The organism is Gordonia otitidis NBRC 100426, from assembly GCF_000248075.1.
In the GTDB taxonomy this organism is placed as follows: domain Bacteria; phylum Actinomycetota; class Actinomycetes; order Mycobacteriales; family Mycobacteriaceae; genus Gordonia; species Gordonia otitidis.
Genome location: NZ_BAFB01000065.1, coordinates 85944 through 107501 on the forward strand (window position 1 = coordinate 85944; position 21558 = coordinate 107501).

Annotated in this window: 19 protein-coding genes; 9 read left to right on the top strand and 10 right to left on the bottom strand. The window is 66.1% G+C overall.

The features are described 5' to 3' along the window. Positions 1-12: 12 nt before the first annotated feature. The 4 genes from glnA (GOOTI_RS06305) (at position 13) to GOOTI_RS06320 (ending at position 6078) form a co-directional block, all read left to right on the top strand. Positions 13-1353 (top strand): type I glutamate--ammonia ligase, encoded by a 1341-nt coding sequence (gene glnA, locus GOOTI_RS06305; RefSeq protein WP_039993636.1) that lies wholly within the window; start codon positions 13-15, stop codon positions 1351-1353. A gap of 112 nt (positions 1354-1465) precedes the next feature. Continuing rightward, positions 1466-4474 (top strand): bifunctional [glutamine synthetase] adenylyltransferase/[glutamine synthetase]-adenylyl-L-tyrosine phosphorylase, encoded by a 3009-nt coding sequence (locus tag GOOTI_RS06310; protein ID WP_217997284.1) that lies wholly within the window; start codon positions 1466-1468, stop codon positions 4472-4474. A 33-nt stretch (positions 4475-4507) separates the two neighbouring features. Next, entirely contained in the window at positions 4508-5455 is a 948-nt protein-coding gene (locus tag GOOTI_RS06315) for an endonuclease/exonuclease/phosphatase family protein (RefSeq protein WP_007237736.1), read from the top strand. Further along, on the top strand, positions 5452-6078 hold the full coding sequence (locus GOOTI_RS06320) for a biliverdin-producing heme oxygenase (protein ID WP_007237737.1): 627 nt from the start codon (positions 5452-5454) through the stop codon (positions 6076-6078). The genes GOOTI_RS06315 and GOOTI_RS06320 overlap by 4 nt, the downstream gene beginning before the upstream one ends. On the opposite strand, the gene GOOTI_RS06325 is transcribed toward GOOTI_RS06320, so the two are convergent. After that, complete coding sequence (locus tag GOOTI_RS06325; protein ID WP_007237738.1) at positions 6071-6604, bottom strand: ester cyclase; 534 nt, start codon at positions 6602-6604, stop codon at positions 6071-6073. The two genes, GOOTI_RS06320 and GOOTI_RS06325, sit on opposite strands and share 8 nt — an antisense overlap. A gap of 58 nt (positions 6605-6662) precedes the next feature. Between GOOTI_RS06325 and GOOTI_RS06330 the strand changes: the two genes are divergently transcribed. Continuing rightward, positions 6663-7304, top strand: coding sequence for a TetR/AcrR family transcriptional regulator (locus GOOTI_RS06330; RefSeq protein WP_007237739.1), 642 nt, complete (start codon positions 6663-6665; stop codon positions 7302-7304). A gap of 10 nt (positions 7305-7314) precedes the next feature. Here GOOTI_RS06330 and GOOTI_RS06335 read toward each other — a convergent pair whose 3' ends face one another. Continuing rightward, positions 7315-8109, bottom strand: coding sequence for a TetR/AcrR family transcriptional regulator (locus GOOTI_RS06335; RefSeq protein WP_007237740.1), 795 nt, complete (start codon positions 8107-8109; stop codon positions 7315-7317). 99 nt (positions 8110-8208) lie between these two features. Here GOOTI_RS06335 and GOOTI_RS06340 point away from each other — a divergent pair, with 99 nt between their 5' ends. Then, positions 8209-9726, top strand: coding sequence for an MFS transporter (locus GOOTI_RS06340; protein WP_051997879.1), 1518 nt, complete (start codon positions 8209-8211; stop codon positions 9724-9726). 46 nt (positions 9727-9772) lie between these two features. Here GOOTI_RS06340 and GOOTI_RS25660 read toward each other — a convergent pair whose 3' ends face one another. Both GOOTI_RS25660 and glnA (GOOTI_RS06350) read right to left on the bottom strand, forming a co-directional pair. Then, positions 9773-9958: a hypothetical protein gene (locus GOOTI_RS25660; protein WP_138985190.1), complete on the bottom strand. Its 186-nt coding sequence runs from the start codon at positions 9956-9958 to the stop codon at positions 9773-9775. A gap of 153 nt (positions 9959-10111) precedes the next feature. Beyond that, complete coding sequence (glnA, locus tag GOOTI_RS06350) at positions 10112-11545, bottom strand: type I glutamate--ammonia ligase (protein ID WP_007237743.1); 1434 nt, start codon at positions 11543-11545, stop codon at positions 10112-10114. A gap of 375 nt (positions 11546-11920) precedes the next feature. Between glnA (GOOTI_RS06350) and GOOTI_RS06355 the strand changes: the two genes are divergently transcribed. Next, on the top strand, positions 11921-12418 hold the full coding sequence (locus tag GOOTI_RS06355) for an RDD family protein (RefSeq protein ID WP_007237744.1): 498 nt from the start codon (positions 11921-11923) through the stop codon (positions 12416-12418). A gap of 74 nt (positions 12419-12492) precedes the next feature. Here GOOTI_RS06355 and GOOTI_RS06360 read toward each other — a convergent pair whose 3' ends face one another. From GOOTI_RS06360 to GOOTI_RS06385, 6 genes are all read right to left on the bottom strand, one after another. After that, positions 12493-13236 (bottom strand): DUF4191 domain-containing protein, encoded by a 744-nt coding sequence (locus GOOTI_RS06360; protein WP_007237745.1) that lies wholly within the window; start codon positions 13234-13236, stop codon positions 12493-12495. A 108-nt stretch (positions 13237-13344) separates the two neighbouring features. Beyond that, a complete protein-coding gene (gene lipA, locus GOOTI_RS06365; RefSeq protein WP_007237746.1) occupies positions 13345-14382 on the bottom strand; it encodes a lipoyl synthase in 1038 nt (345 codons plus the stop codon). Continuing rightward, on the bottom strand, positions 14379-15098 hold the full coding sequence (gene lipB, locus GOOTI_RS06370; RefSeq protein WP_039993640.1) for a lipoyl(octanoyl) transferase LipB: 720 nt from the start codon (positions 15096-15098) through the stop codon (positions 14379-14381). Before lipB ends, lipA begins: the two co-directional genes overlap by 4 nt. 8 nt (positions 15099-15106) lie before the next feature. After that, positions 15107-15991, bottom strand: coding sequence for a TIGR01777 family oxidoreductase (locus tag GOOTI_RS06375; protein WP_007237748.1), 885 nt, complete (start codon positions 15989-15991; stop codon positions 15107-15109). 7 nt (positions 15992-15998) lie between these two features. Next, a complete protein-coding gene (gene sucB, locus GOOTI_RS06380; RefSeq protein ID WP_007237749.1) occupies positions 15999-17768 on the bottom strand; it encodes a 2-oxoglutarate dehydrogenase, E2 component, dihydrolipoamide succinyltransferase in 1770 nt (589 codons plus the stop codon). A gap of 214 nt (positions 17769-17982) precedes the next feature. After that, a complete protein-coding gene (locus tag GOOTI_RS06385) occupies positions 17983-19521 on the bottom strand; it encodes a leucyl aminopeptidase (RefSeq protein ID WP_007237750.1) in 1539 nt (512 codons plus the stop codon). Between the two features lie 173 nt (positions 19522-19694). Here GOOTI_RS06385 and GOOTI_RS06390 point away from each other — a divergent pair, with 173 nt between their 5' ends. Together GOOTI_RS06390 and gcvT are read left to right on the top strand one after the other, a co-directional pair. Continuing rightward, positions 19695-20273 carry a CHAP domain-containing protein gene (locus GOOTI_RS06390; protein WP_007237751.1) on the top strand — a complete coding sequence of 193 codons (579 nt, stop codon included), beginning with the start codon at positions 19695-19697 and terminating at the stop codon, positions 20271-20273. A gap of 87 nt (positions 20274-20360) precedes the next feature. Next, positions 20361-21470, top strand: a complete 1110-nt coding sequence (gene gcvT, locus GOOTI_RS06395) for a glycine cleavage system aminomethyltransferase GcvT (protein ID WP_007237752.1) — start codon at positions 20361-20363, stop codon at positions 21468-21470. The last annotated feature ends 88 nt before the right edge of the window (positions 21471-21558 follow it).

Below are 21558 nucleotides of genomic sequence, written 5' to 3' on the forward strand. Positions count from 1 at the left end.
ATGTCGGCGGTCATGGATCGCCAAAAGGAATTCGTGCTGCGGACCCTCGAAGAGCGCGACATCCGATTCGTACGCCTATGGTTCACCGACGTCCTGGGATATCTGAAATCCGTGGCGATCGCACCGGCAGAACTGGAAGGTGCGTTCTCAGAGGGTATCGGTTTCGACGGCTCGGCCATCGAAGGGTTCTCGCGAGTGTCGGAGGCCGACACCGTTGCCAAGCCCGATCCGTCGACGTTCCAGATCCTGCCGTGGACCACATCGTCGGGCAGACACCACTCGGCCCGCATGTTCTGTGACATCGTCATGCCCGACGGCACACCGAGCTGGGCCGACTCGCGACATGTCCTCCGACGCCAGCTCAACAAGGCCGCCGACCAGGGGTTCAGTTGCTACGTGCACCCCGAGATCGAGTTCTTCCTCCTGAAGGACGCTCCGCTCGACGGCAGCGTGCCGACACCCGCCGACAGCGGGGGCTACTTCGACCAGGCCGTCCACGACGCCGCGCCCAACTTCCGCAGGCACGCGATCGAAGCGCTCGAGTCGATGGGCATCTCCGTCGAGTTCTCCCATCACGAAGGCGCGCCCGGCCAGCAGGAGATCGACCTGCGCTACGCCGACGCACTGTCGATGGCCGACAACGTCATGACCTTCCGGTATCTGATCAAGGAGGTCGCCATCGGCGAGGGTGTGTGGGCGACGTTCATGCCCAAGCCCTTCAGCGAGCACCCCGGCTCGGCGATGCACACCCACATGAGCCTGTTCGAGGGTGACGCCAACGCCTTCCACAACCCCGACGACCCGATGCAGCTGTCGGACACCGGCAAGAAGTTCATCGCCGGAATTATTCATCACGCCAACGAGATCAGCGCGGTCACCAACCAGTGGGTGAACAGCTACAAGCGTCTGATCCACGGTGGCGAGGCGCCGACAGCGGCCACATGGGGCGGGGCGAATCGGTCAGCACTCGTCCGCTTGCCGCTGTACACACCCAACAAGGCGTCGTCGCGGCGTGTCGAGGTGCGTAGTCCCGATTCGGCGTGCAACCCCTACCTGACCTTTGCGGTGCTGCTCGCCGCAGGCCTCAAGGGAATCGTCGAGGACTACGAACTGCCCGACGAGGCCGAGGACGACGTGTGGGCGCTCACGCCCGCCGAGCGTCGGGCGATGGGCTACAAGGAACTGCCCGGCAGCCTTGCCGACGCGCTCCACCAGATGGAGAAGTCGGAGTTGCTCGCAGAGACGCTCGGCGAGCATGTCTTCGACTACTTCCTCCGCAACAAGTGGGCGGAGTGGGACAGCTACCGCAGTCTCGTCACACCGTTCGAGCTGCGCAATTACCTGCCTCTGTGATCTCAGGGTAGATCGACCGACGCGGCGCGCGGTCGACGGTCGCGGGGTGTCGAGAAGCGCCTTGTTGCCGACCAGTGTCCGGTATCGACGGTCGGGACGCTATTTTCTAGGGGTGACAACACTTCGAGGTCGGGGCGGCGTACCGGCAGTGGGGCGTCTGGGTCTGCTCGACCCCGACGCCGAGAAGAATCTGTCTGACCTCGGGTGGAACAACGAGGAGTCGATCGAACTCCTGTGGTCGTTGTCGCGCTCTCCGGACGCCGATCTCGCGCTGCGCGCCATCGTCCGGTTGCGCGCGCAGCTCGGGGACGAATGGTCCGAGGTCGATCGTCTGCTGCGCACGGACAAGGGTTTCCGCGGCCGACTCCTCGCCGTCCTCGGATCGTCGGATGCGCTCGGTGACCACGTCGTTGCCGAGCCGGGGGCATGGCGGCGGCTGATCCCGGCGGAACTCCCCGGCACCGACGAGATCAACCGGCTGATGCTCGCCGCGGTCGATGCGGTCGCAGAGCCGGGCGAAATCGAACGCGGCAACAAGATCTACCGAGCAGGTTTCAGCGGCCCGAAGGCGGTTGTCGCGCTACGTGCCGCCTACCGCAACCTTGTGTTGCAGGTCGCAGCCCACGACGTCGCGTCGACTGTCGAGGACGAACCGGTCATCTGGTTCCCCGAGATCGGTGCGCTGCTCGCCGACCTCGCCGACGCCGCGTTGACCGCCGCGCTGGCCGTGGCCTTCCGCGAGGTCTGCGGCGACTCGCCGATCCCGATTCGGCTGGCGGTGATCGCGATGGGTAAATGTGGCGCGCGAGAGCTGAACTACGTCAGCGACGTCGACGTCGTGTTCGTCAGCGAGCCCGCCGACGGGACGGCCGCGCGTATCGCGGGCGAGATGATGCGTGTGGGTTCGCTGGCCTTCTTCGAGGTCGACGCCGCGCTGCGGCCCGAGGGTAAATCCGGTGCACTGACCCGCACCCTCGAGTCGCACGTCGCGTACTTCAACCGATGGGCCAAGACGTGGGAGTTCCAGGCCCAGTTGAAGGCGCGGCCGATGACCGGCGACATGGAACTCGGTCAGCGCTACCACGACGCGATCAATCCGATGGTCTGGCAGGCCTCCGAGCGCGACGATTTCGTCCCCGAAGTGCAGGCGATGAGGCGACGCGTGGAATCCCTTGTGCCGCAAGAGGAGCGCGACCGGAATCTCAAACTCGGCAGCGGCAGTATCCGGGACGTGGAATTCGCGGTGCAGATGCTGCAGATGGTCCACGGCCGCGTCGATGAGACCCTGCGGGTGCGAGCCACCGTCGACGCACTCGATGCGTTGACCGCGGGAGGCTACGTCGGTCGTGACGACGGAGCCAATCTCAATGCGTCCTATCAGTTCCTGCGCCTGCTCGAACACCGACTGCAGCTGCAGCGCATGTCGCGGACCCATCTGCTCCCGGAGTTCGACGACGACGACAACATGCGCTGGCTCGCCCGCGCCGCGCACATCCGGCGTGAGGGCGACCTCGACGCGACGTCGGTGCTGCGCAGGCAGATCAAGCACCAGAGCCTCCGCGTACGACGACTGCACCAGAAACTGTTCTACCGGCCGCTGCTCGAGGCCGCCGTCAGATTCGACACCACGGAGCTGACGCTGACCGACGAGTCGGCGACACGACGGCTCTCCGCGCTCGGTTACGCACAGCCCGAGCGCGCTCTCAGCCACATCCGCGCGCTGGCCTCGGCGTCCGGCAGGCGAGGGCAGGTCCAACGACTGATCCTTCCTCAGTTGCTCGAATACATCGGCGACACACCGGATCCCGACGCCGGACTGCTGAACTACCGCAGGCTGTGCGACGTCATGGACAACGACTGGTTCCTGCGCCTGCTGCGCGACGACGGCGTCGTCGCGGCTCGGTTGATGCACGTTCTCGGTACGTCGGAGTTCATCGCCAACCTGCTGATGCGTTCTCCCGAGGTGATCAACCTCTACACCGACGGTCCCGACGGTCCGCGGCTGTGCGAGGTGCGGCCCGAGGACGTCGCGAAGGGGCTCGTCGCATCGACGGTTCGACAGCCGGATCTGCGTCGAGCGGTTGCCGCGGCGCGATCGCATCGCCGTGCCGAACTCGCGCGTATCGCGTCTGCGGACGTGCTCGGTCTGCTCGAGGTCCCGCAGGTGTGCGAGGCGCTGTCGAGTGTGTGGGCAGCGGTGCTCAACGCGGCGTTGTCGTTTGCCATCCAGGACTCCGAACGCGACGAGGGACGGCAGGCGCCGGCTCGGATCGCGGTGATCGGCATGGGTCGGCTCGGCGGCGGCGAACTCGGCTACGGGTCGGATGCCGACGTCCTCTTCGTGTGCCAGCCCAATCCGGGCGAGGACGAGACCAAGGCCGTGCGGTGGGCACAGACCATCGCCGAGGTGGTGCGTTCGATGCTCGGCTCGCCCAGCGACGACCCGCCGCTGATCGTCGACACAGGGCTTCGTCCCGAGGGCCGCAACGGTCCGGTCGTGCGCACGTTGGCCGCCTACGCCGCCTACTACGACCAGTGGGCCCAGCCGTGGGAGGTGCAGGCACTGTTGCGTGCGCATCAGGTCGCGGGAGACGAGGAACTCGGCATCGAGTTCCTCCACATGGCCGACCGCATCCGCTATCCCGCGGGCGGTGTGTCGAATGATGCGGTCAAGGAGATCCGACGCATCAAGGCGCGCGTCGACGCCGAACGGTTACCTCGGGGCGCCGATCCGGCAACGCATACCAAGCTCGGCCGTGGCGGCCTCGCCGACATCGAGTGGACAGTGCAGTTGTTGCAACTGAAGTACGCGCATCGCTACCCGTCGCTGCACAACACGTCGACCCTGCAGTCGCTCGACGCGATCGGGTCGGCAGAGCTGCTCGCCGAGGACGACGTCGCGCTACTCAAGGACGCGTGGATCACCGCGACCAAGGCGCGTAACTGCCTGGTGCTGGTACGTGGTAAGCCGGTCGATCAGCTACCCGGACCTGGAAAGCAGTTGCGGCAGATCGCATTTGCCGCCGGGTGGCCGGAGGATCAGGCGGCGGAGTTCCTCGATCATTACCTGCGGGTCACCCGCCGCGCCAAAGCCGTCGTGCTGAAGGTGTTCGGCGCGTGAGTACGCCGACCCGATGAGAGTGCTCGCAGCCTGATGCGTCGGTTCTTCACGTTCGTTCTGCTCGGAGCGGGCTGGGTGATGATGGTCGCCACGGGCGTCGCGGTCTGGCTCCACTACTTCCGCTCCCGGGGCGAACTCACGATCTTCCTCACCAGTGCGGTGCCTTTCGTCATCGTCCCCGCGGTACTCGCCGTCGTCGTGTTCGTTGCGCTCCGACGTTGGTTGACGCTGCCGCTCGCGATTGCTGCGCTCGTCGCACTGTGCGTCACGCAGCTGCCGTTGTGGGTGTCGCAGTCGTCACCGGCAGGGGAGAGATTCACCGTGCTGACGGCGAACCTGATGGTCGGGGGCGGCGACGTCGACCAACTCGCGGAGGTGGTCGCGCGTGAGCGGGTCGACCTCGTGTCGCTGCAGGAGGTGACTCCCGAGGTGCTCGACCGTCTGCAGAGCACGGTCGGCAGACAGTTGACGTACTCGTACGCGGTGCCGGGACAGTTCGCCCAGGGGACCGCGATATTCAGTCGTGAGCCGCTGACCGGGCAGGCCGAGATCGATCCGAATACCGTGTTGCACAATCTGAGGGCGCGGACGGATCTGCCCGGGGCACGCGACACACAGGTGTTCGCGGTGCATCCTGGTGCCCCGCTGCGTGGCAAGACCGACATCTGGGTTCGTGACATGGATCTGCTGCGCGCGCGACTCGAGGCGATCCCGTCCGGGCGGGCGATCGTCGCCGGTGACTTCAATGCGACGTGGGATCAGGTCCGCTATCGCGACTTCCTACAGCGCGGCTTCGTCGACACGGTCGATCAAGCCGGAGCGGGTTTCGTACCCACGTATCCGACGGACAGGTGGGGTGGCAGACCATTCCTCGCCCTCGATCACGTCGTCGTGCGGGGATTCGTCGCATCAGCGGTCGAGACGTTCGATCTGCGCGGTTCCGATCACCGCGGCGTAGTGGTATCACTGGTTGCATCATGACAACCATCTCCCAGCGCCTGCGCGCGGCCACCGCGGACGCACACGAGCGGGCCGAGAACGCGGCGTTCATCGACGACCTGCTGTCCGGTCGCCTCGACGCCGACGAGTACGGACGCCTGGCTTCGCAGTTGTACTTCGTGTACTCCGCGCTGGAACACGTCGGTGGCTCGTTGGTCGGGGACCCGATCGCCGACGCCGTACTCGATGACCGGCTACTCCGGTCGGCGCGACTGCGCAGTGACCTTCACGCGCTCGGCGTCGACCCCGAGACCGTCACGCCGCTGCCGGCCGTGGACCGCTATGTCGACGCCATCGAGGCGACGAGGACCGATCCGGCCCGCTACGTCGCGCATCACTACACGCGCTACCTCGGAGACCTCTCGGGCGGCCAGGTCGTCGCGCACCGAATGCGTGAACACTACGGACTCGACGCATCGACGTTGAGCTTCTACGTCTTCGACGGCATCGACAAACTCAAGCGGTACAAGGATGGTTATCGCGATCGGATCGATGCGCTCCCCATCGACGAGTCCGGCGTCGAACGTCTTGTCGCAGAAGCGATCTGCGCGTTCAAGCTGAATCAGGCACTGTTCACCGACCTCGACGCAGCACGCGTCAGTTGATCGAGCTCGCGCGGTGTGCCGTCTGTGCCGCCCGCCGTGCTCGGCGGCACCGCCAGAGGTAGGCAGGGGTCGGTGGAATCCAGCCGAGTTGCTCGGCCATTCCGAGGTCGTCACGGTTGGCCCAGTGTTCGATGCACAGACCGCCACTCATGCGGTACCAGTGAGTGTGGGATACCGCAAAGGATCTGCGCGTGGGCGCGAACGCCTGTTTGACACGGGCGTTCTCGTCGTAGGTGACGAACGGCCCACTGTGTGTCCCGGACATCGTCGCGTGGATCACGACGATGTCGCCTGCCGCCACGACCGCATGGGCCTCGTGGCGAAGATCGTCGAACGCGGTGCGCAACCAGACCGCTGACTGCCAGAAGGCCTCGGGCCCGCGGCCGCGACAGGCCGGAGGTTCGTCGACTGCCTCTCGGTTGTTCGCGTCGGGGTGGATTGTCGCGTCGAATGCCGCGCGGTCGGCACTGCCCATATCGGTGAGAGATCGCAGGGCGACGGTCGTCGTCACTTCGGGGTTCGTCATGTGAGCCCAACCTTTCATTACAGAAAGACTGTAATGAAAATAGAGTATTGATTGCAGAATGGCCGGAGTCAATAGTGCACGCGGATACGATGCGTCCGGACGCCGCGACGCTGCGCGTGAGCGCAGGCGTGGAATCGTGCTCGCTGCCACAGACCTCTTCGAACGCAAGGGTTTTCACGTGACGGTGGCCGAGATTGCCGGTGCCGCGGGAGTGTCGCCGGAGACTGTCTACAAGTCGTTCGACGGCAAGGCCGGACTCATCAAGATCGCGTTCGACCACGCGCTGGCCGGAGACGATCAGGAGATCGCAGTCGCCGATCGTCCGGAGAGCAGGGCTGTCGACGCCGAGCCGGACCCGCGTCGCAAGATCGAGAAGTACGTGACGTCGGCGGCGCCGCGGATGCAACGGGCCGGCCGATTGATGATCGCCATTCGCGACGGTGCCCGCACCGACGCCACGCTCCACGCGCTGTGGATGCAGGTCACGGCGCAGCATCTGGCCGGCATGGAGAAACTCGCCCACCACCTCGAAGACACGGGCAGCCTGCGCGCAGAGGTCCCGGTGGACCATGCGCGCGACACGCTGTGGACGCTGACCTCGCCGGAGATCTACGAACTCCTCGTCCTCAACAGGGGCTGGAGTATCGATCGTTACCGCGACTGGATCATCCGCGCGATCATCGCCGAACTCTCACCTTGACCGCGGCTGGTCATCGGCGCGTGCGCTCGATCATCGCCTCGAGGCCGTCGAGGAGCACGGCGAGGCCGAACTCGAACTGCTCGGTGAAGAAGTCGTCGTCCGCCGACATCTCCGAGATCGCGGCGGTGAGCGCGGGAAAACGGGCCGCGTCGATGAGTTGCAGCATCGTCGCCTCGTAGGCGCCGCTGTCATGTGACGACGAGTCGCCCGACTGACCGGGGTCGTCGGCTGTGACACGGTCGACTCCTCGGCCGATGAGCCCCATCTGCGTCGACTGACGGACGTGCTGGCGCACGAATCCGTCGACGAGCAGGAGTGCGTTGAGCTTCTGTTGCCCCGACAGTTCGACGTCGTCGAACGCCTGCACGCCTGCTTCGGTCCATGACACGGTGTTCGGCCCAATCGGGGGGCGGGACATGGGGATCTCGGTGATCCACGGACGGGTTCGCAGTGTGGTCGCCGCCGCGCGCGCCCAGGCCGAGATCCGTTCGCGCCATGTCCCCGACGCGGTCAGGTCCGGGTCGGGGAGGCCGTACGCTTCGTCGACCAAGAGGTCGACCACGTCATCCTTGCCGTCGACATAGCGGTACAGCGACATCGTCGACAGCCCCAACGAGTCCGCGATCGCCTTCATCGACACCGCCTCCCGCCCTCGCTCATCGGCGATGGTCACCGCAGCCCGCGCGATGTCGCGGATGGTCAGCGAGGGTTTGGGGCCGCGGCGGACCGTGGCCGACTCCCGTCCCCACAACTGCGCCACCGAGCGGGGAAGCTGCGGGTGCGTCGGATTCTCGGTGGTGCTCATCCTCTCATCGTACAAACTGCTTGTGCCGTACACAGTTGTCTGCCTATCATCTGCGTACTACATAAACAGTCTATGTCATACGCAGAAATGGAGTGTCCGATGACTGCTCGTCCCCGGTGGCCGGCGCTGGCAGCGCTGTGCTTGCCCATGCTCATCGTCTCGATGGAAGTCTCAGAACTGTTCTTCGCCGTTCCGTTCATCGCATCGGATCTGAATCCCTCTGCGACACAGCAATTGTGGATCTTCGACGTCTACGGATTCGTGCTCGCTGGGCTGCTACTGACAATGGGGTCGCTCGCCGACCGGGTGGGCCATCGGCGTCTGCTCATGGTCGGGGCCGTGGGCTTCAGCGGTGCGTCGATTCTCGCCGCGTTCGCTCCGACGGCGTCGTTACTGATCCTGGCCAGGGCGGTACTGGCGGTCTCGGGGGCGACCCTCATGCCGTCGACGCTGGCGCTGATACGCCACATCTTCGACGACGACGCCGATCGTGCCAAGGCCATCGCTGCGTGGAACGCCGTGCTCGCAGGTGGCGTGGCGGTCGGGCCGATCATCTCGGGCCTGTTGCTCGAGCACTTCTGGTGGGGCTCGGTGTTCCTGATCAATGTTCCCGTGATGGTGCTACTGCTCGTCGCGGCACCTCTGTTACTACCGTCGGACACCGCGGTCGTCGGCCGGCGGGTCGATGTGCTCAGTGCGATGCTCGCGCTCGGTGCGATCCTTCCGGTCATCTACGCCGTCAAGGAACTGGCCGCGCACGGCTGGTCCGTGGAGCGAGCAGCCGTACTCGTGATCGGGATCGGGGCGGGTGCGGTGTTCGTCCTGCGTCAGCAGCGGTTGACCGACCCGATGATCGACCTGCGCCTCTTCGGCGATCGTCGGTTCTCGGTGTCGATCTGGACCAATATCGTGTGCATGTTCGCGTTGCTCGGCAATTCGATCATGGTGACGCAGTATCTGCAGTCGGTCCTCGGCTACTCGCCGATGAGGGCGGCGTTGTGGAGCATTGTCCCGAGTCTCGTGGTCGCCATCGCCGCACCGCTCGCCGCAACCGCGGCGGTGCGGTGGGGCAGGCCACCCGTGATGATCGTCGGATTGTTGATGGGCGCAGGGGGTTTCGCTGTGCTCGCCGGACTGCCGGGGGTGCACACGCTTCTGGTCGTACTGATCGGGTCGGCGTTGCTCGCGAGTGGAATAGTCGCGGCGTCGTCGGTGATTGCCGACTACGTGATGGGTGTTGCGCCCGCTGAGCGGGCGGGTGCCACATCAGGACTGCTGGATACATCGAGCGAACTCGGCGGCGCGCTGGGCATTGCCGTGCTCGGCAGTGTGCTGAATCTGGTGTACCGCACAACGTTTCCCAGCCATCTGGCAGTGGGTGAGGCAGGTACGAGTCTCGCGGGCGCGACGGCGACGGTGCGGCATGTCGATCCCGGTCAGTCCAAGGCCGTCATGGGTGCCGCGCGCGAGGCGTTCATCGAGGGAGCGTCGGCAGCGGCGTGGGTCGGTGGTGGTGTGCTCGTGGTGACCGCACTACTTGTCGCATGGCTGACGAGGAGGACCTCTGAGCGGTTCGGGAGCGACGAGCGCATCGGCGAACCGGCAGTGCCGGAATGAACGACGCCTGAACGGATCTCGCGAGATGGACGGTCAGGGTCTCAGGTCAGAAGACTTCGACCTTGACGCCGACGTCGACGATCATGTCGGTGCGGCTGTCGGAGCTGTGGGCGAGTTCGATGAGTCGCTGGGTCTCGCCGTGCGGTATCTGCTTGCGCACCACGGCTTTGACGCCGTCGATGTTGATGCGGTCACCGGGCACGAGATCTTCAACGAAAAGCATGCGGGTCATGACCAAGAGATTACGTGTAGTTGGCACGTTGTGTGAGGGTAGGAAGGCCCCATCGCACGGTGTGAAATCTGTCACCGGTTCGTCGCCGACACGCGACTGCCCGCCCGAGGTCACCTCGGGCGGGCAGTCGCGTGACAGTGGTGTCGTCGAGACTCAGCAGTCGTAGTAGAGCGCGAACTCGTACGGGTGCGGACGGATCTGGACGGGCTCGATCTCGTTCTCACGCTTCAGCGCGATCCAGGTCTCGATCAGATCCTCGGTGAACACTCCGCCTGCGGTGAGGTACTCGTGATCCTCTTCGAGCTTGTCGATGACGGCGCTCAACGAGGTCGGTGCCTGCGGGATGTTCTTGGCCTCCTCGGGGGGAAGCTCGTAGAGATCCTTGTCGACGGGCTCGTGCGGCTCGATCTTGTTCTTGATGCCGTCGAGGCCTGCCATCATCATCGCGGCGAATGCCAGGTACGGGTTGCCCGAGCTGTCCGGGCAACGGAACTCGAGGCGCTTGGCCTTCGGGTTGTTGCCGGTGATCGGGATACGCACACAGGCCGACCGGTTGCGCTGGCTGTAGACCAGGTTGATCGGGGCCTCGTAGCCGGGCACCAGACGCTTGTAGGAGTTGACGGTCGGGTTGGTGAACGCCAGCAGCGACGGTGCGTGGTGCAGGATACCGCCGATGTAGTAGCGCGCCAGATCCGACAGACCCGCATAGCCGGCCTCGTCGTGGAACAGCGGCTTGCCGTCCTTCCACAGCGACTGGTGGGCGTGCATGCCCGAACCGTTGTCGCCGAAGAGCGGCTTCGGCATGAAGGTGACTGACTTGCCGTTGGCCCACGCCGTGTTCTTGATGATGTACTTGAACAGCAGCACGTCGTCGGCTGCGTGGAGCAGCGTGTTGAACTTGTAGTTGATCTCGGCCTGACCGCCGGTGCCCACCTCGTGGTGACCGCGTTCGAGCTCGAAGCCCGCATTGGTGAGGTTGGTCGACATCTCGTCGCGCAGGTCGACGTAGTGGTCATACGGTGCGACGGGGAAGTAGCCGCCCTTGGGTCGCACCTTGTAGCCGAGGTTCGGGGAACCGTCGGGATCGACCGGCGAGCCGGCGTTCCACCAGCCCGACTCGGACTCGACCTCGTAGTAGGTTCCATTCATCTCGGAGCCGTAGGACACTCCGTCGAAGATGTAGAACTCGGCCTCGGCGCCGAAGAAGCACGTGTCGGCGATGCCGGTCGATGCGAGGTAGTCCTCGGCCTTGCGGGCGACGTTGCGCGGGTCGCGGCTGTAGGCCTCACGGGTGAACGGGTCATGGACGAAGAAGCTGACGTTCATCGTCTTGGCCTTGCGGAAGGGATCGATCTGAGCGGTTGCCGGGTCCGGCAGCAGCATCATGTCCGACTCGTTGATGGACTGGAATCCGCGGACCGAGGAACCGTCGAAGGCGAGGCCGTCTTCGAAGACGCTCTCATCGAACGCGTCCGCAGGGATGGAGAAGTGCTGCATCACACCGGGCAGATCGCAGAATCGGATGTCGACGTACTCGACACCTTCCTTCTTGATGCCCTCGAGTAGTTCTTCTTTGCTGCTGTACACCGTGCGGTGACTCCTTCACTATTTCGCCGGCGGGTGGCCGAGACACGGTCACCCGACACGCTCATCCGCCACCGAGAGACAGCAGCGGATCTCAGCTCAGACCGTATGGACAGGACGTTGCCCGCGCGTCAAGGACGTGTTTCTCCTGTGTTACACACCGCGGACGTGGGACACCTTCACTATTCCTGATCCCCGCCTTTCGCGCGCGGTGAATCAGACCACGACCGATGGTGCGCCGTGGATGCCCGAATGGCCGAACCCACGTGGGGCATACACTGACGTGCAGGGACGAGGGCATCGCGTAGGTGTCTCGTCCACGGAGAAGCACTGCCGGTGACGTTGGCGCCGGCGACATCACGACAGGGAGGCGTTCGGATGGGCCGCGCTACCGGATCATGGCTGTCAGGGCCGCAGGCGGGCCAGGACGTCGACGTCGAATACCGGGGCGCCGACCTCGGGCTCCCCGAGGCGGGGCCGGGATCACTCGCGGGCGGTTGGCACCGGGTTGCCGGACTGATGGTCGACTGGATCATCGCGGGCGGTCTGTCGTTGTTGTTCGTGCGCTTCTGCTCTCCCGACATGGGCACGGTGATCCTGGCCGTGTGGTTCGTCGTCGGTGTGCTCACCGTGACGTTGTTCGGTTTCACGCCAGGGCAATTCGCCGCCGGCACCCGGGTGGCACGCGTCGACCTCGGCCCTGAGCGCACTGCTGCCGAGCTCGAGGACACCACAGGGTTCGCTGCCGTCGGGCCGATTCGCGCACTCGCGCGTCAGCTCCTGATCGTCTTCATCGTCCCTGCGCTCATGAACGACTACAACGGCCGCGCACTACATGATCGCGCGACCGGAACGGCAATGATCCGCACCCGTTGACCGGTCGTGATCGTCCCGGTCTCGCGCCGCCAGGTCTGCACGTCACCGGCGGTCACTGCGCGAGTGCGGTCCGATCAGCTGCGACGCCGCGCGGTGCGCTGCATGCTGCGCATCTTCGCATTCGCGGGTAGCGGTCCCTTCGGCATCGCCGGCCCGGCGCCGCGCGTGCTCAACGCGCTGAGACGGCCCTCGAGAGCATCGATGCGTTTGCCGTCGATGTTGCGCGGCAGTTTGTTGAGGTGCTTCTCGAGCTTGGAGAGCGCCACCTGGTCGTCGTCGTTGCCGACGTACACCTCGTAGATGGGGGTGTCGCCGACGACTCGCGCGGCCTTCTTCTTCTCCTGTGCGACCAACGAGCGCACGCGGGTGGGTGAACCCTCGGCGACCAGGATCACCCCTGGCTTGCCGATCACGCGGTGCACCGCGTCGAGGTGACTGGTACCCGCGACCGCCTGGCTCACTCGCCACTGGCCACGCATGTTCCCGAGCGCCCAACCCGCGGCGCCCGGTTGTCCCTCGGCGCGCGTGTAGACGGTCTTCTGGACACGACGACCGAACAGCACAAAGGCGGCGAGAAGGCCGAGGATCACCCCGACAGGGATGAACAGCCACGGGCTCCCGATCGTGAGTCCGAGGACCACGAACACGGCCACGACCAGGACGAAGACGCCGACCATGTACGGAATGAGCCGCTTGTCTTCTTTCCGCTGCATCTGGAATGCCTGCCAGAGCTGCGTGTAGCGCTCGCGCGACGCCTTACGCCGAGCCTTCTTCGCCGCGGCCTTTTCCTCTTTGCTTGCTGCAGACGCCTTTGCCATGTCCTCTAGGATACGTCCGGTCGTCGGACGGGAGGTGGGGGGTTGGTCGAGCCCTGCCGTGCGGGCGGTACAGCCATTCGGTGGTCGGGAGAAGGGAGGCGGAACGGTTCAGCGTGCGAGACGTGCGAGCAGGCTCGAAGCCTCCTGGCTCGCCGATCCCTCCTCGGCGAGATGCCCCATCGCGGCGGGCAGCTCCCGGCCGTGATGTGCCATCGCCTGCGCGTACAGTCGGCCCGCGCGATACGAGGAGCGCACCAGCGGTCCGGCCATCACACCGGCGAACCCGACCTCGCGAGCGAAATCGGAGTGCTCGACGAACTCCTCGGGCTTCACCCACCGCTCGACGGGATGGTGGCGCGGTGACGGCCGCAAATACTGCGTGATGGTGAGGATGTCGCATCCCGCATCGTGCAGATCGACGATGGACTCGCGGACCTCCTCGGGGGTCTCGCCCATACCGAGAATGAGATTCGACTTCGTGACGAGCCCGAAGTCGCGCGCCTGGGTGAGGACGTCGAGCGACCGCTCGTAACGGAATGCCGGGCGGATGCGCTTGAATATCCGCGGCACGGTCTCGAGATTGTGTGCGAGCACCTCGGGACGGGCGTCGAAGACCTCGGCGAGCAGATCAGGCTTGGCGTGGAAGTCAGGGATGAGGTTCTCGACCCCTGTTCCGGGATTCAGGCCGTGAATGGCGCGCACGGTCTCGGCGTACAACCATGCACCCTCGTCGGGCAGGTCGTCGCGCGCGACCCCGGTGATCGTCGAGTAGCGCAGACCCATCGCCTGGACGCTCTCCGCGACCCGGCGTGGCTCGTCGCGGTCGAGTTCGGCCGGCTTCCCGGTGTCGATCTGGCAGAAGTCGCAGCGACGCGTGCACTGCTCACCGCCGATCAGGAATGTCGCCTCACGGTCTTCCCAGCACTCGTAGATGTTGGGGCACCCGGCCTCTTCGCAGACCGTGTGCAGCCCTTCACGTTTCACGAGACCTTTGAGTTCGGAGTACTCCGGGCCCATCGTCGCGCGCGTCTTGATCCACTTGGGTTTGCGCTCGATCGGAGTCTGCGCGTTGCGGACCTCGAGGCGCAGCAACTTGCGGCCGTCGGGTGCGGTGGGGGTTGGGGCTTGTGAATCAGACACGGTCACCGCACCGATGCTACGCCCGGTTCGGCGGGCTCCCGCGGCCCCGTTATCCGGGTCACGTCGCTGTGGTCGAATGCCGCGCGTACGGCGTCGACGATGTCGACGAGTACGTCGTCGACGGTGATCTCCTGACCGGACTCGAGTGAGAGAGAGGTGACCCCGGCGTCGGCGATGCCGCACGGGACGATGGCGTCGAAGGCGCTCATGTCGGGATTCACGTTGAGTGCGAAGCCGTGCAGGGTGACACCGCGGGCCACGCGGATGCCGATCTGTCCCAGTTTGCGTTCGCCTGCGTCGTCGCACACCCACACCCCGGAGCGACCCTCGACACGTCCGGCGGTGACACCGAACCGCGCGCAGACGGCGATCATCGCCGACTCGACACGTCGGACGTAGTCGACGACGTCGAGGGGCTCGGCGAGTGCCACGATCGGATATCCGACGAGTTGGCCGGGGCCGTGCCAGGTGATCCGCCCGCCGCGGTCGACGTCGATCACCTCCGCGCCGTTGGTGGGGAGGTCGGAGTCCTCGGTGCGTTTACCCGCTGTGTACGTCGACGGATGCTCGAGGAGCAGCAGCAGATCGTGATCGAGGGTGCCGGCCGCGCGCTCGGTTGCCAGAGCGTGTTGCCTGTCGTAGGTGTCCCGATAGTCGACGATGCCGAGGTGGCGCACCTCGATAGGGGCGGCAGGGTCTCGGCGGATGGATTCGCGTGGCATGTGGATGATCACCGATTCGCGTAGGCCAACCCGGAGTCGATGTCCGGATGGGTGAAGGTGAAGTCGTTGTCGCTCAGGACCCGGGGCGTGACGCGCTGACTGAACAGAATCATTTCCTCTGCCATCTCGCCGCCCACCAGCTTGGCGGCGAATCCGGGCGCCCGGGCGAGTGTCGGACGGTGCACGGCCCGGCCGAACGACGACACGAAGTCGGCGAACGGGACCGAACCCGGCGCCGCGAGATTGATCGGACCGCTGATCGTCGAGGAGAGCAAGAACTCGATGGCACGGACCTCGTCGACGAGCGTTATCCACGAGAAGTACTGTCGCCCACTGCCGATCGTGCCGCCGAGACCGAGCTTGAAGATCGGGCGCAGCTTTGCGAGCAGGCCGCCGGAAGGGGACAGGACCGGAGCGGTGCGCAACAGCACCACGCGTGTCCGATCACCCGCGTTCTGCGTGGCGGCGTTCTCCCAGTCGACGACGAGGTCGGCGAGAAACCCGGCGCCGGGGCCGTCGGATTCAGTCGCGGCGTGCTCGCCGGTGTCGCCGTAATAGCCCGAGGCACTGGCGCTGACGAAAGTCGGTACGCCGGCCGTCGCGACGGCCTCGGCAATCACCTCGGTCGGGGTGATGCGCGAGTCACGGAGTTCTTGTTTGAACCGGCCGGTCCACCGTTGGTTGCCGACTCCGACACCACCGAGACTGACCACCGCGTCGACGCCGTCGAGCGCCTCGGTTGGGACGCCGAGAGATTCGGGGTCCCAACCGAACTCGTCGTCGGAGCGGGGCTCGTGCCGAACCAGCTTGCGGACCGTGTGCCCGGCGTCGGTCAGCGAGCTGATCAGTGCGGAACCGATCAGACCACTCGAGCCGGCGACAGCGATCAGCATGCGGTGTCTACAGCCCCAATTCGGCCGCGAACGCGCCTTCTTCGAGCCGCTTCTTGATGGTGGTCAGGAAGCGTCCCGCGTCGGCACCGTCGATCAGCCGGTGATCGTAGGTCAGCGGATAGAACGACATCGAGCGCACCGCGATCGATTCCGATCCGTCGTCGCCGGTGATCACCACAGGGCGCTTGACGATGGCGCCGGTGCCGAGCATGGCCGCTTGCGGCGGCACGAGGATCGGGGTGTCGAACAACGCGCCCTGGCTGCCGATGTTGGTGATGGTGAACGTTCCACCGGCGAGCTCGTCCGGCTTGAGGCCGTTGGAGCGGGCACGGGACGCGATGTCGGCGATGGCACGCGCGAGACCGGCAAGAGACAGGTCGTCGGCGTTGTGGATGACCGGCGACAACAGACCCTGCTCGGTGTCGACGGCGATGCCGAGATGCACCTTGTCGTAGTAGGTGATCTCCTTCTTGTCCTCGTCGATCGACGCGTTGACGTTCGGGTGTGCCTTGAGCGCTTCGACAACGGCCTTCGCGATGAACGGCAGATAGGTGAGGTTCACTCCCTCGGAGGCCTTGAACGATTCCTTGGCAGCCTTGCGCAGGGCGGCGACCTTCGTCATGTCGATCTCGAAGACCTGCGTCAACTGGGCGCTCTGCTGCAGCGACTCGCGCGTCTTCTTCGCGGTGATCTGCCGGATACGGCTGATCTTCTGCGTGGTGCCGCGCAACTCGGCGAGCTCGGGCCTGACCTCCGGGCCGTGGGCCGCAGGGGCCGACGCCGCGGCGGCCGGAGCCGACGATGCAGCGGGTGCCGACTGGGCTGCGGGAGCCTTCTTGGCCTCCGCGGCCGCCAGCACGTCCTGCTTGCGGATACGCCCGCCGACTCCGGTTCCCTTCACGGAGTTCAGATCGATGTCGTTGTCGGCGGCCAATTTACGGACCAGCGGGGTCACATACGGCGTCGACTCGACGGTCGGCGGATCGTTCGACTCCTTGGTCGCCGCCGGAGCACTGGCCTTGGCGGGTTCGGGCTCGTCCTTGGCCGGCTCGGGTTCGGGTTCGGGCTTCGCCTCTTCCTTGGCAGGCGCAGGTTCTTCCTTGGCGGGTTCGGGCTCCGGCTCCGGCTCGGAGGCCGCGGCGGCCGACTTGTCGCCGATCACCGCGAGCTTGCCGCCGATCTCGACGACGTCGTCTTCCTCGGCGACGATCTCGAGGAGCGTGCCCGCGACGGGCGAGGGGATCTCGGTGTCGACCTTGTCGGTCGAGACCTCGAGAAGCGGCTCATCCTCGGCGACCTCGTCGCCGACCTTCTTGAGCCAGTTGGTGACGGTGCCCTCGGTGACGGATTCGCCGAGTTCCGGCATGAGCACGTCGGTGCCCGATGCCGATCCGCTGGGAGCGGTTGCCGCTGCGGGCTTCTCGGCGGGAGCATCGGCGTCGGTGGAGGGTGCCTCGGGCGTGGGCTCGGGCTCGCCCGCCTCCTCGGGCTCGCTACCGCTCGCGGAGTCGTCCGAGTCGTCCGAGGAGGCGGTTTCACCTTCTTCGCCGATCAGGGCCAGCTCGCCGCCGATCTCGACGACATCGTCCTCATGGGCGACGATCTTCGTCAGCACACCCGATGTCGGCGCGGGGATCTCGGTGTCGACCTTGTCGGTGGAGACTTCCAACAATGGCTCGTCGGCCTCGACGGTGTCTCCCTCCTCCTTCAGCCACCTGGTGACTGTCCCCTCGGTGACGCTTTCACCAAGGGCTGGCATCTGGACGGAGAAGGCCATCGCTGTTGACTCCTCGACTCGACATGTGTGTCTGGACTGTGTGTGGTCTGCCGTGGTGGTGTGTGCGCCACCGCGGCAGGGGCGTCGGCGGGTGGCCGCTGCCCACGCGCTAAACCCTACCCGCCACCGGCCCGCGTCATGTGACGTGTCGACGCAACCGCGTTGGCGAGTTGGCCGCGTGCACAGCCGGCGGCGGTGGCGGGTGGGTGCGGTGTCATCCGTTCGCTGCGATGTCCTCGATCACGCGCGCGATGGTTCGGACGGGGACGCCGGTGCCTCCCTTGGGCGTGTAGCCCCACGGCGCGCCACTGTTGAAAGCCGGTCCGGCGACGTCGATGTGGGCCCACTGGACGCCGTCGGCGACGAACTCCTTGAGGAACAATCCGGCGGCGAGCATGCCGCCGTTGCGGTGGTTGGTGACGTTCGCGAGATCGGCAACACGCGATTTCAGGTCTGCCCGCAACTCTGCCGCCAGCGGCATCGGCCACGCGTTCTCGCCGACTTCCTGCGAGAGGTCGGCCACGCGGTCACGGAACTCCTCGGTACCCATGACGCCCGGTGTCCGCGCGCCGAGTGCGACCATCTGGGCGCCGGTCAGCGTTGCGGTGTCGATGAGGTAGTCGGGATCATCCTCGCAGGCGCGGACGATGGCGTCGGCGAGGACGAGGCGTCCCTCGGCGTCGGTGTTGAGGACCTCAACGGTGGTTCCGCCGTACTGGGTGAGCACGTCACCGGGCCGCTGAGCGGTGCCCGACGGCATGTTCTCGGCCATGGGCACAGTGGCCGTCACCGACACGTCGACGTCGAGGCGCGCGGCCAGAATGGTGGCGGCGATGACGGCCGCGGCACCTCCCATGTCGGAGGTCATGTGGTCCATGTTGGCCGCAGGCTTGATGGAGATGCCGCCGGTGTCGAAGGTGATGCCCTTGCCGACCAGCGCGACCTTCTTGGCGTCCTTCTTGCCGGCGTGGGTCAGTCGGACCAGTCGAGGCAGGCGCGAGCTGCCCTTGCCGACGCCGACTATCCCGCCGTACCCGTCCTTCTCGAGCTGGGTGTGGTCGAGGATCTCCACCTTCAGGCCCGCCTTGCTGCCGAGCAGTCGGGCGCGTTCGGCGAACTCCTCGGGGTAGAGGTGACTGGGCGGGGTGTTGACGAAATCGCGGGCGATCGCGGTTGCATCGGCGATCGCGACGGCATGGTCGAGTTGTGCGGTCGCGGACTTCCCGGTGTTCTCCACAAGCAGCCGAACCGTCGTCGGCGGCGTCTTCGTGGGAAGGGTCTTGGCAGAACGGAATTCGTCGAAGCGATATGCGCCGAGGAAGAAGCCCTCGGCCACGGGTTCGATGCCGCCGGCGGCGAGCGTCGTCGTGACCTGTCGGCGACCGGCCAGCGCGCGAGCGGCGATGCCCGCTGCCTGACGGAGCTTCTCCGGATTCTCGACGTCGTCGGCCGAGCCGAGGCCGACAGCGACCACGACGTCGACACCGAGCGACTCGGGCGCCGGGATCGACGAGACGTCCCCGTGCGTACCTGCTGCGCCCACTGCCACGAGTGCATCGCTGATGGCCGACGCCTGGGCGTCGTCGAGCAGGCCGTCGCCGATGAACAGGGTGGGAGCGGCGTCGGTGTCGTCCGCGTCGGGGCCCTCGGGCGCGACCAGCCCGATCACGAGTGCCTCGTCTTTCTTGTCGAGGGAGGTTGCCAGTTGGATCTTGGGACCGCGTGTCCGGTCGACGCTCTCGTTCTTACTCACCCGCTCAACTCTGCCACGTCATTCCGCGGACCGACATGGTGGAGACGGGGTGGGTGTGCCCGTCCGGGGCTACCTACAGTGGGCCGGTGAGTGTGCGCCAGAGCCCGAGTTCGAACACCGGACACAGTCCTCGGGGAGCGCCGGCCGGGCGACGTCGTCGTCGGCGGGCATGGGTGATCACCGCGCTCGTCGTCGGGGTGGTCGCGGGCGCGGGTGCGATCGGTGTCCGTGCCGTGTCCGGGCACGATGACCCGGTCTCCCGGCTTGTCGCCGAGGCCGGTGTCGGCCCGGCGAGGCAGACGTTTCCGACGACCGATACCAGCGGGCTGAGCCCGGTGCGTGCACGGATCGTCGACGTCGTGCACGCGGAGTACGACCGCAACGCGCCCGGCACGATCTACTCGGACGGCGTCGAGGAATCCTGGTGCGCAGATTTCGTCAGTACCGTCATGCGCAAAGCCGGTGTGCCGTTTGACAACCCGAACTCGGGATCGTGGCGGATACCCGGTGTGGCCACCCTGACCGACTATCTGCACTCGAGTGGTCGATGGCGTGCGGCCTCGCATGTGCCCGAGCCCGGCGACATCGTCATTTACGACGCGCCCAGTCACTTCCGGCAGCACACGAACATTGTCGTCGCGATGGATGGCACCACGGTGACAACCGTGGGTGGCGCTGAGGCGCAGGGCATCACGGTCGATCACTTCGATCCGCGCACCGTCGAGGGGGTGCAGGGCTACGGCGTGCCGTGAGGGGGTCCCCCGCGGTCGGGTGGCCTGCGCCGACCGTCGACTCAGGTGGGGTGCGCGCATCCGTCGCGGGTCGGTAACCTGCACCCCATGACCGAATTGCTCGCGGGACCGATCGCCGACCGTCACTACGCACTCGGTGCCACCTTCGCCGAGTTCGGCGGATGGCACATGCCCGTCTCGTACGCGGGCACCGTTGCAGAACACAACGCGGTGCGCGGAGCGGTCGGCATCTTCGACGTCAGCCACCTCGGTAAGGCTCTCGTGACGGGTTCGGGCGCGGCCGATCTCGTCAACTCGACGCTGACGAACGATCTCGGGAAGATCCACGCCGGTAAGGCGCAGTACACGTTGTGCTGCAATGAGTCCGGGGGAGTGATCGACGATCTGATCGCCTATCTCGTCTCCGACGACGAGGTGTTTCTCGTTCCCAATGCGGCGAACACGTCGAAGGTCGTGGCAGCGCTTCGTGGTGCCGCGCCCGGCGGTGTCGAGATCACCGACCAACACCGCGACTACGCCGTGTTCGCCGTCCAGGGGCCGAGGAGTCCCGATGTTCTTGCCGCAGTTGGGCTTCCGACCGACATGGAGTACATGGCCTTCGCTGATGCCGAGTTGAAGACGGAGAGCGCCGCGTATCCGGTGCGTGTGTGCCGGACCGGCTACACCGGCGAGCGGGGATACGAGATCCTGCCGCGCTGGAGCGACGCGGGCCCTGTCTTCGACGCGTTGCTCGCCGAGGTGACGAATGCCGGCGGACAGCCTGCCGGGTTGGGCGCCCGCGACACGTTGCGCACGGAGATGGGATACGCATTGCACGGGCACGAGTTGACCGAGCAGATCACTCCCAATCAGGCGCGTAGCGGTTGGGCGGTCGGCTGGGACAAGTCGACGTTCTTCGGTCGTGACGCGCTGGTGGCCGAGAAAGAGGCGGGACCGGCCCGACGGCTGTACGGGCTGAAGGCGACGGGGCGCGGAGTTCCGCGAGCGGGTTTGACCGTGCTCTCGGGGCCGGGCGGCGACGTCGTTGGCGAGACGACATCGGGAACGTTCTCGCCGACCCTCAAGCAGGGCATCGCGCTGGCATTGATCGACACGTCGACCGGGATCAAGAAGAGTGCGGAGGTCGTCGTCGACGTGCGCGGGCGCGATCTGACGTGCGAGGTCGTCATCCCGCCGTTCGTCGAGTCGCACGTGTGATCCGCGCGCGGGTCCATGCGCACCGATCGGGCCCGGCCCGATCGGCGGTGGCGGTGACGATCGGTTTGCCTCGCGGCGTTACCATAGG

What these genes read in the sequence shown, in the direction of transcription:
- glnA (WP_039993636.1), top strand. Translation starts at nt 13, where the DNA reads ATGGATCGCCAAAAGGAATTCGTGCTGCGGACCCTCGAAGAGCGCGAC.
- GOOTI_RS06315 (WP_007237736.1), top strand. Translation starts at nt 4,508, where the DNA reads ATGCGTCGGTTCTTCACGTTCGTTCTGCTCGGAGCGGGCTGGGTGATG.
- GOOTI_RS06320 (WP_007237737.1), top strand. Translation starts at nt 5,452, where the DNA reads ATGACAACCATCTCCCAGCGCCTGCGCGCGGCCACCGCGGACGCACAC.
- GOOTI_RS06325 (WP_007237738.1), bottom strand. Translation starts at nt 6,604, where the DNA reads ATGACGAACCCCGAAGTGACGACGACCGTCGCCCTGCGATCTCTCACC.
- GOOTI_RS06330 (WP_007237739.1), top strand. Translation starts at nt 6,663, where the DNA reads ATGGCCGGAGTCAATAGTGCACGCGGATACGATGCGTCCGGACGCCGC.
- GOOTI_RS06335 (WP_007237740.1), bottom strand. Translation starts at nt 8,109, where the DNA reads ATGAGCACCACCGAGAATCCGACGCACCCGCAGCTTCCCCGCTCGGTG.
- GOOTI_RS06340 (WP_051997879.1), top strand. Translation starts at nt 8,209, where the DNA reads ATGACTGCTCGTCCCCGGTGGCCGGCGCTGGCAGCGCTGTGCTTGCCC.
- GOOTI_RS25660 (WP_138985190.1), bottom strand. Translation starts at nt 9,958, where the DNA reads ATGACCCGCATGCTTTTCGTTGAAGATCTCGTGCCCGGTGACCGCATC.
- GOOTI_RS06355 (WP_007237744.1), top strand. Translation starts at nt 11,921, where the DNA reads ATGGGCCGCGCTACCGGATCATGGCTGTCAGGGCCGCAGGCGGGCCAG.
- GOOTI_RS06360 (WP_007237745.1), bottom strand. Translation starts at nt 13,236, where the DNA reads ATGGCAAAGGCGTCTGCAGCAAGCAAAGAGGAAAAGGCCGCGGCGAAG.
- lipB (WP_039993640.1), bottom strand. Translation starts at nt 15,098, where the DNA reads ATGCCACGCGAATCCATCCGCCGAGACCCTGCCGCCCCTATCGAGGTG.
- GOOTI_RS06375 (WP_007237748.1), bottom strand. Translation starts at nt 15,991, where the DNA reads ATGCTGATCGCTGTCGCCGGCTCGAGTGGTCTGATCGGTTCCGCACTG.
- sucB (WP_007237749.1), bottom strand. Translation starts at nt 17,768, where the DNA reads ATGGCCTTCTCCGTCCAGATGCCAGCCCTTGGTGAAAGCGTCACCGAG.
- gcvT (WP_007237752.1), top strand. Translation starts at nt 20,361, where the DNA reads ATGACCGAATTGCTCGCGGGACCGATCGCCGACCGTCACTACGCACTC.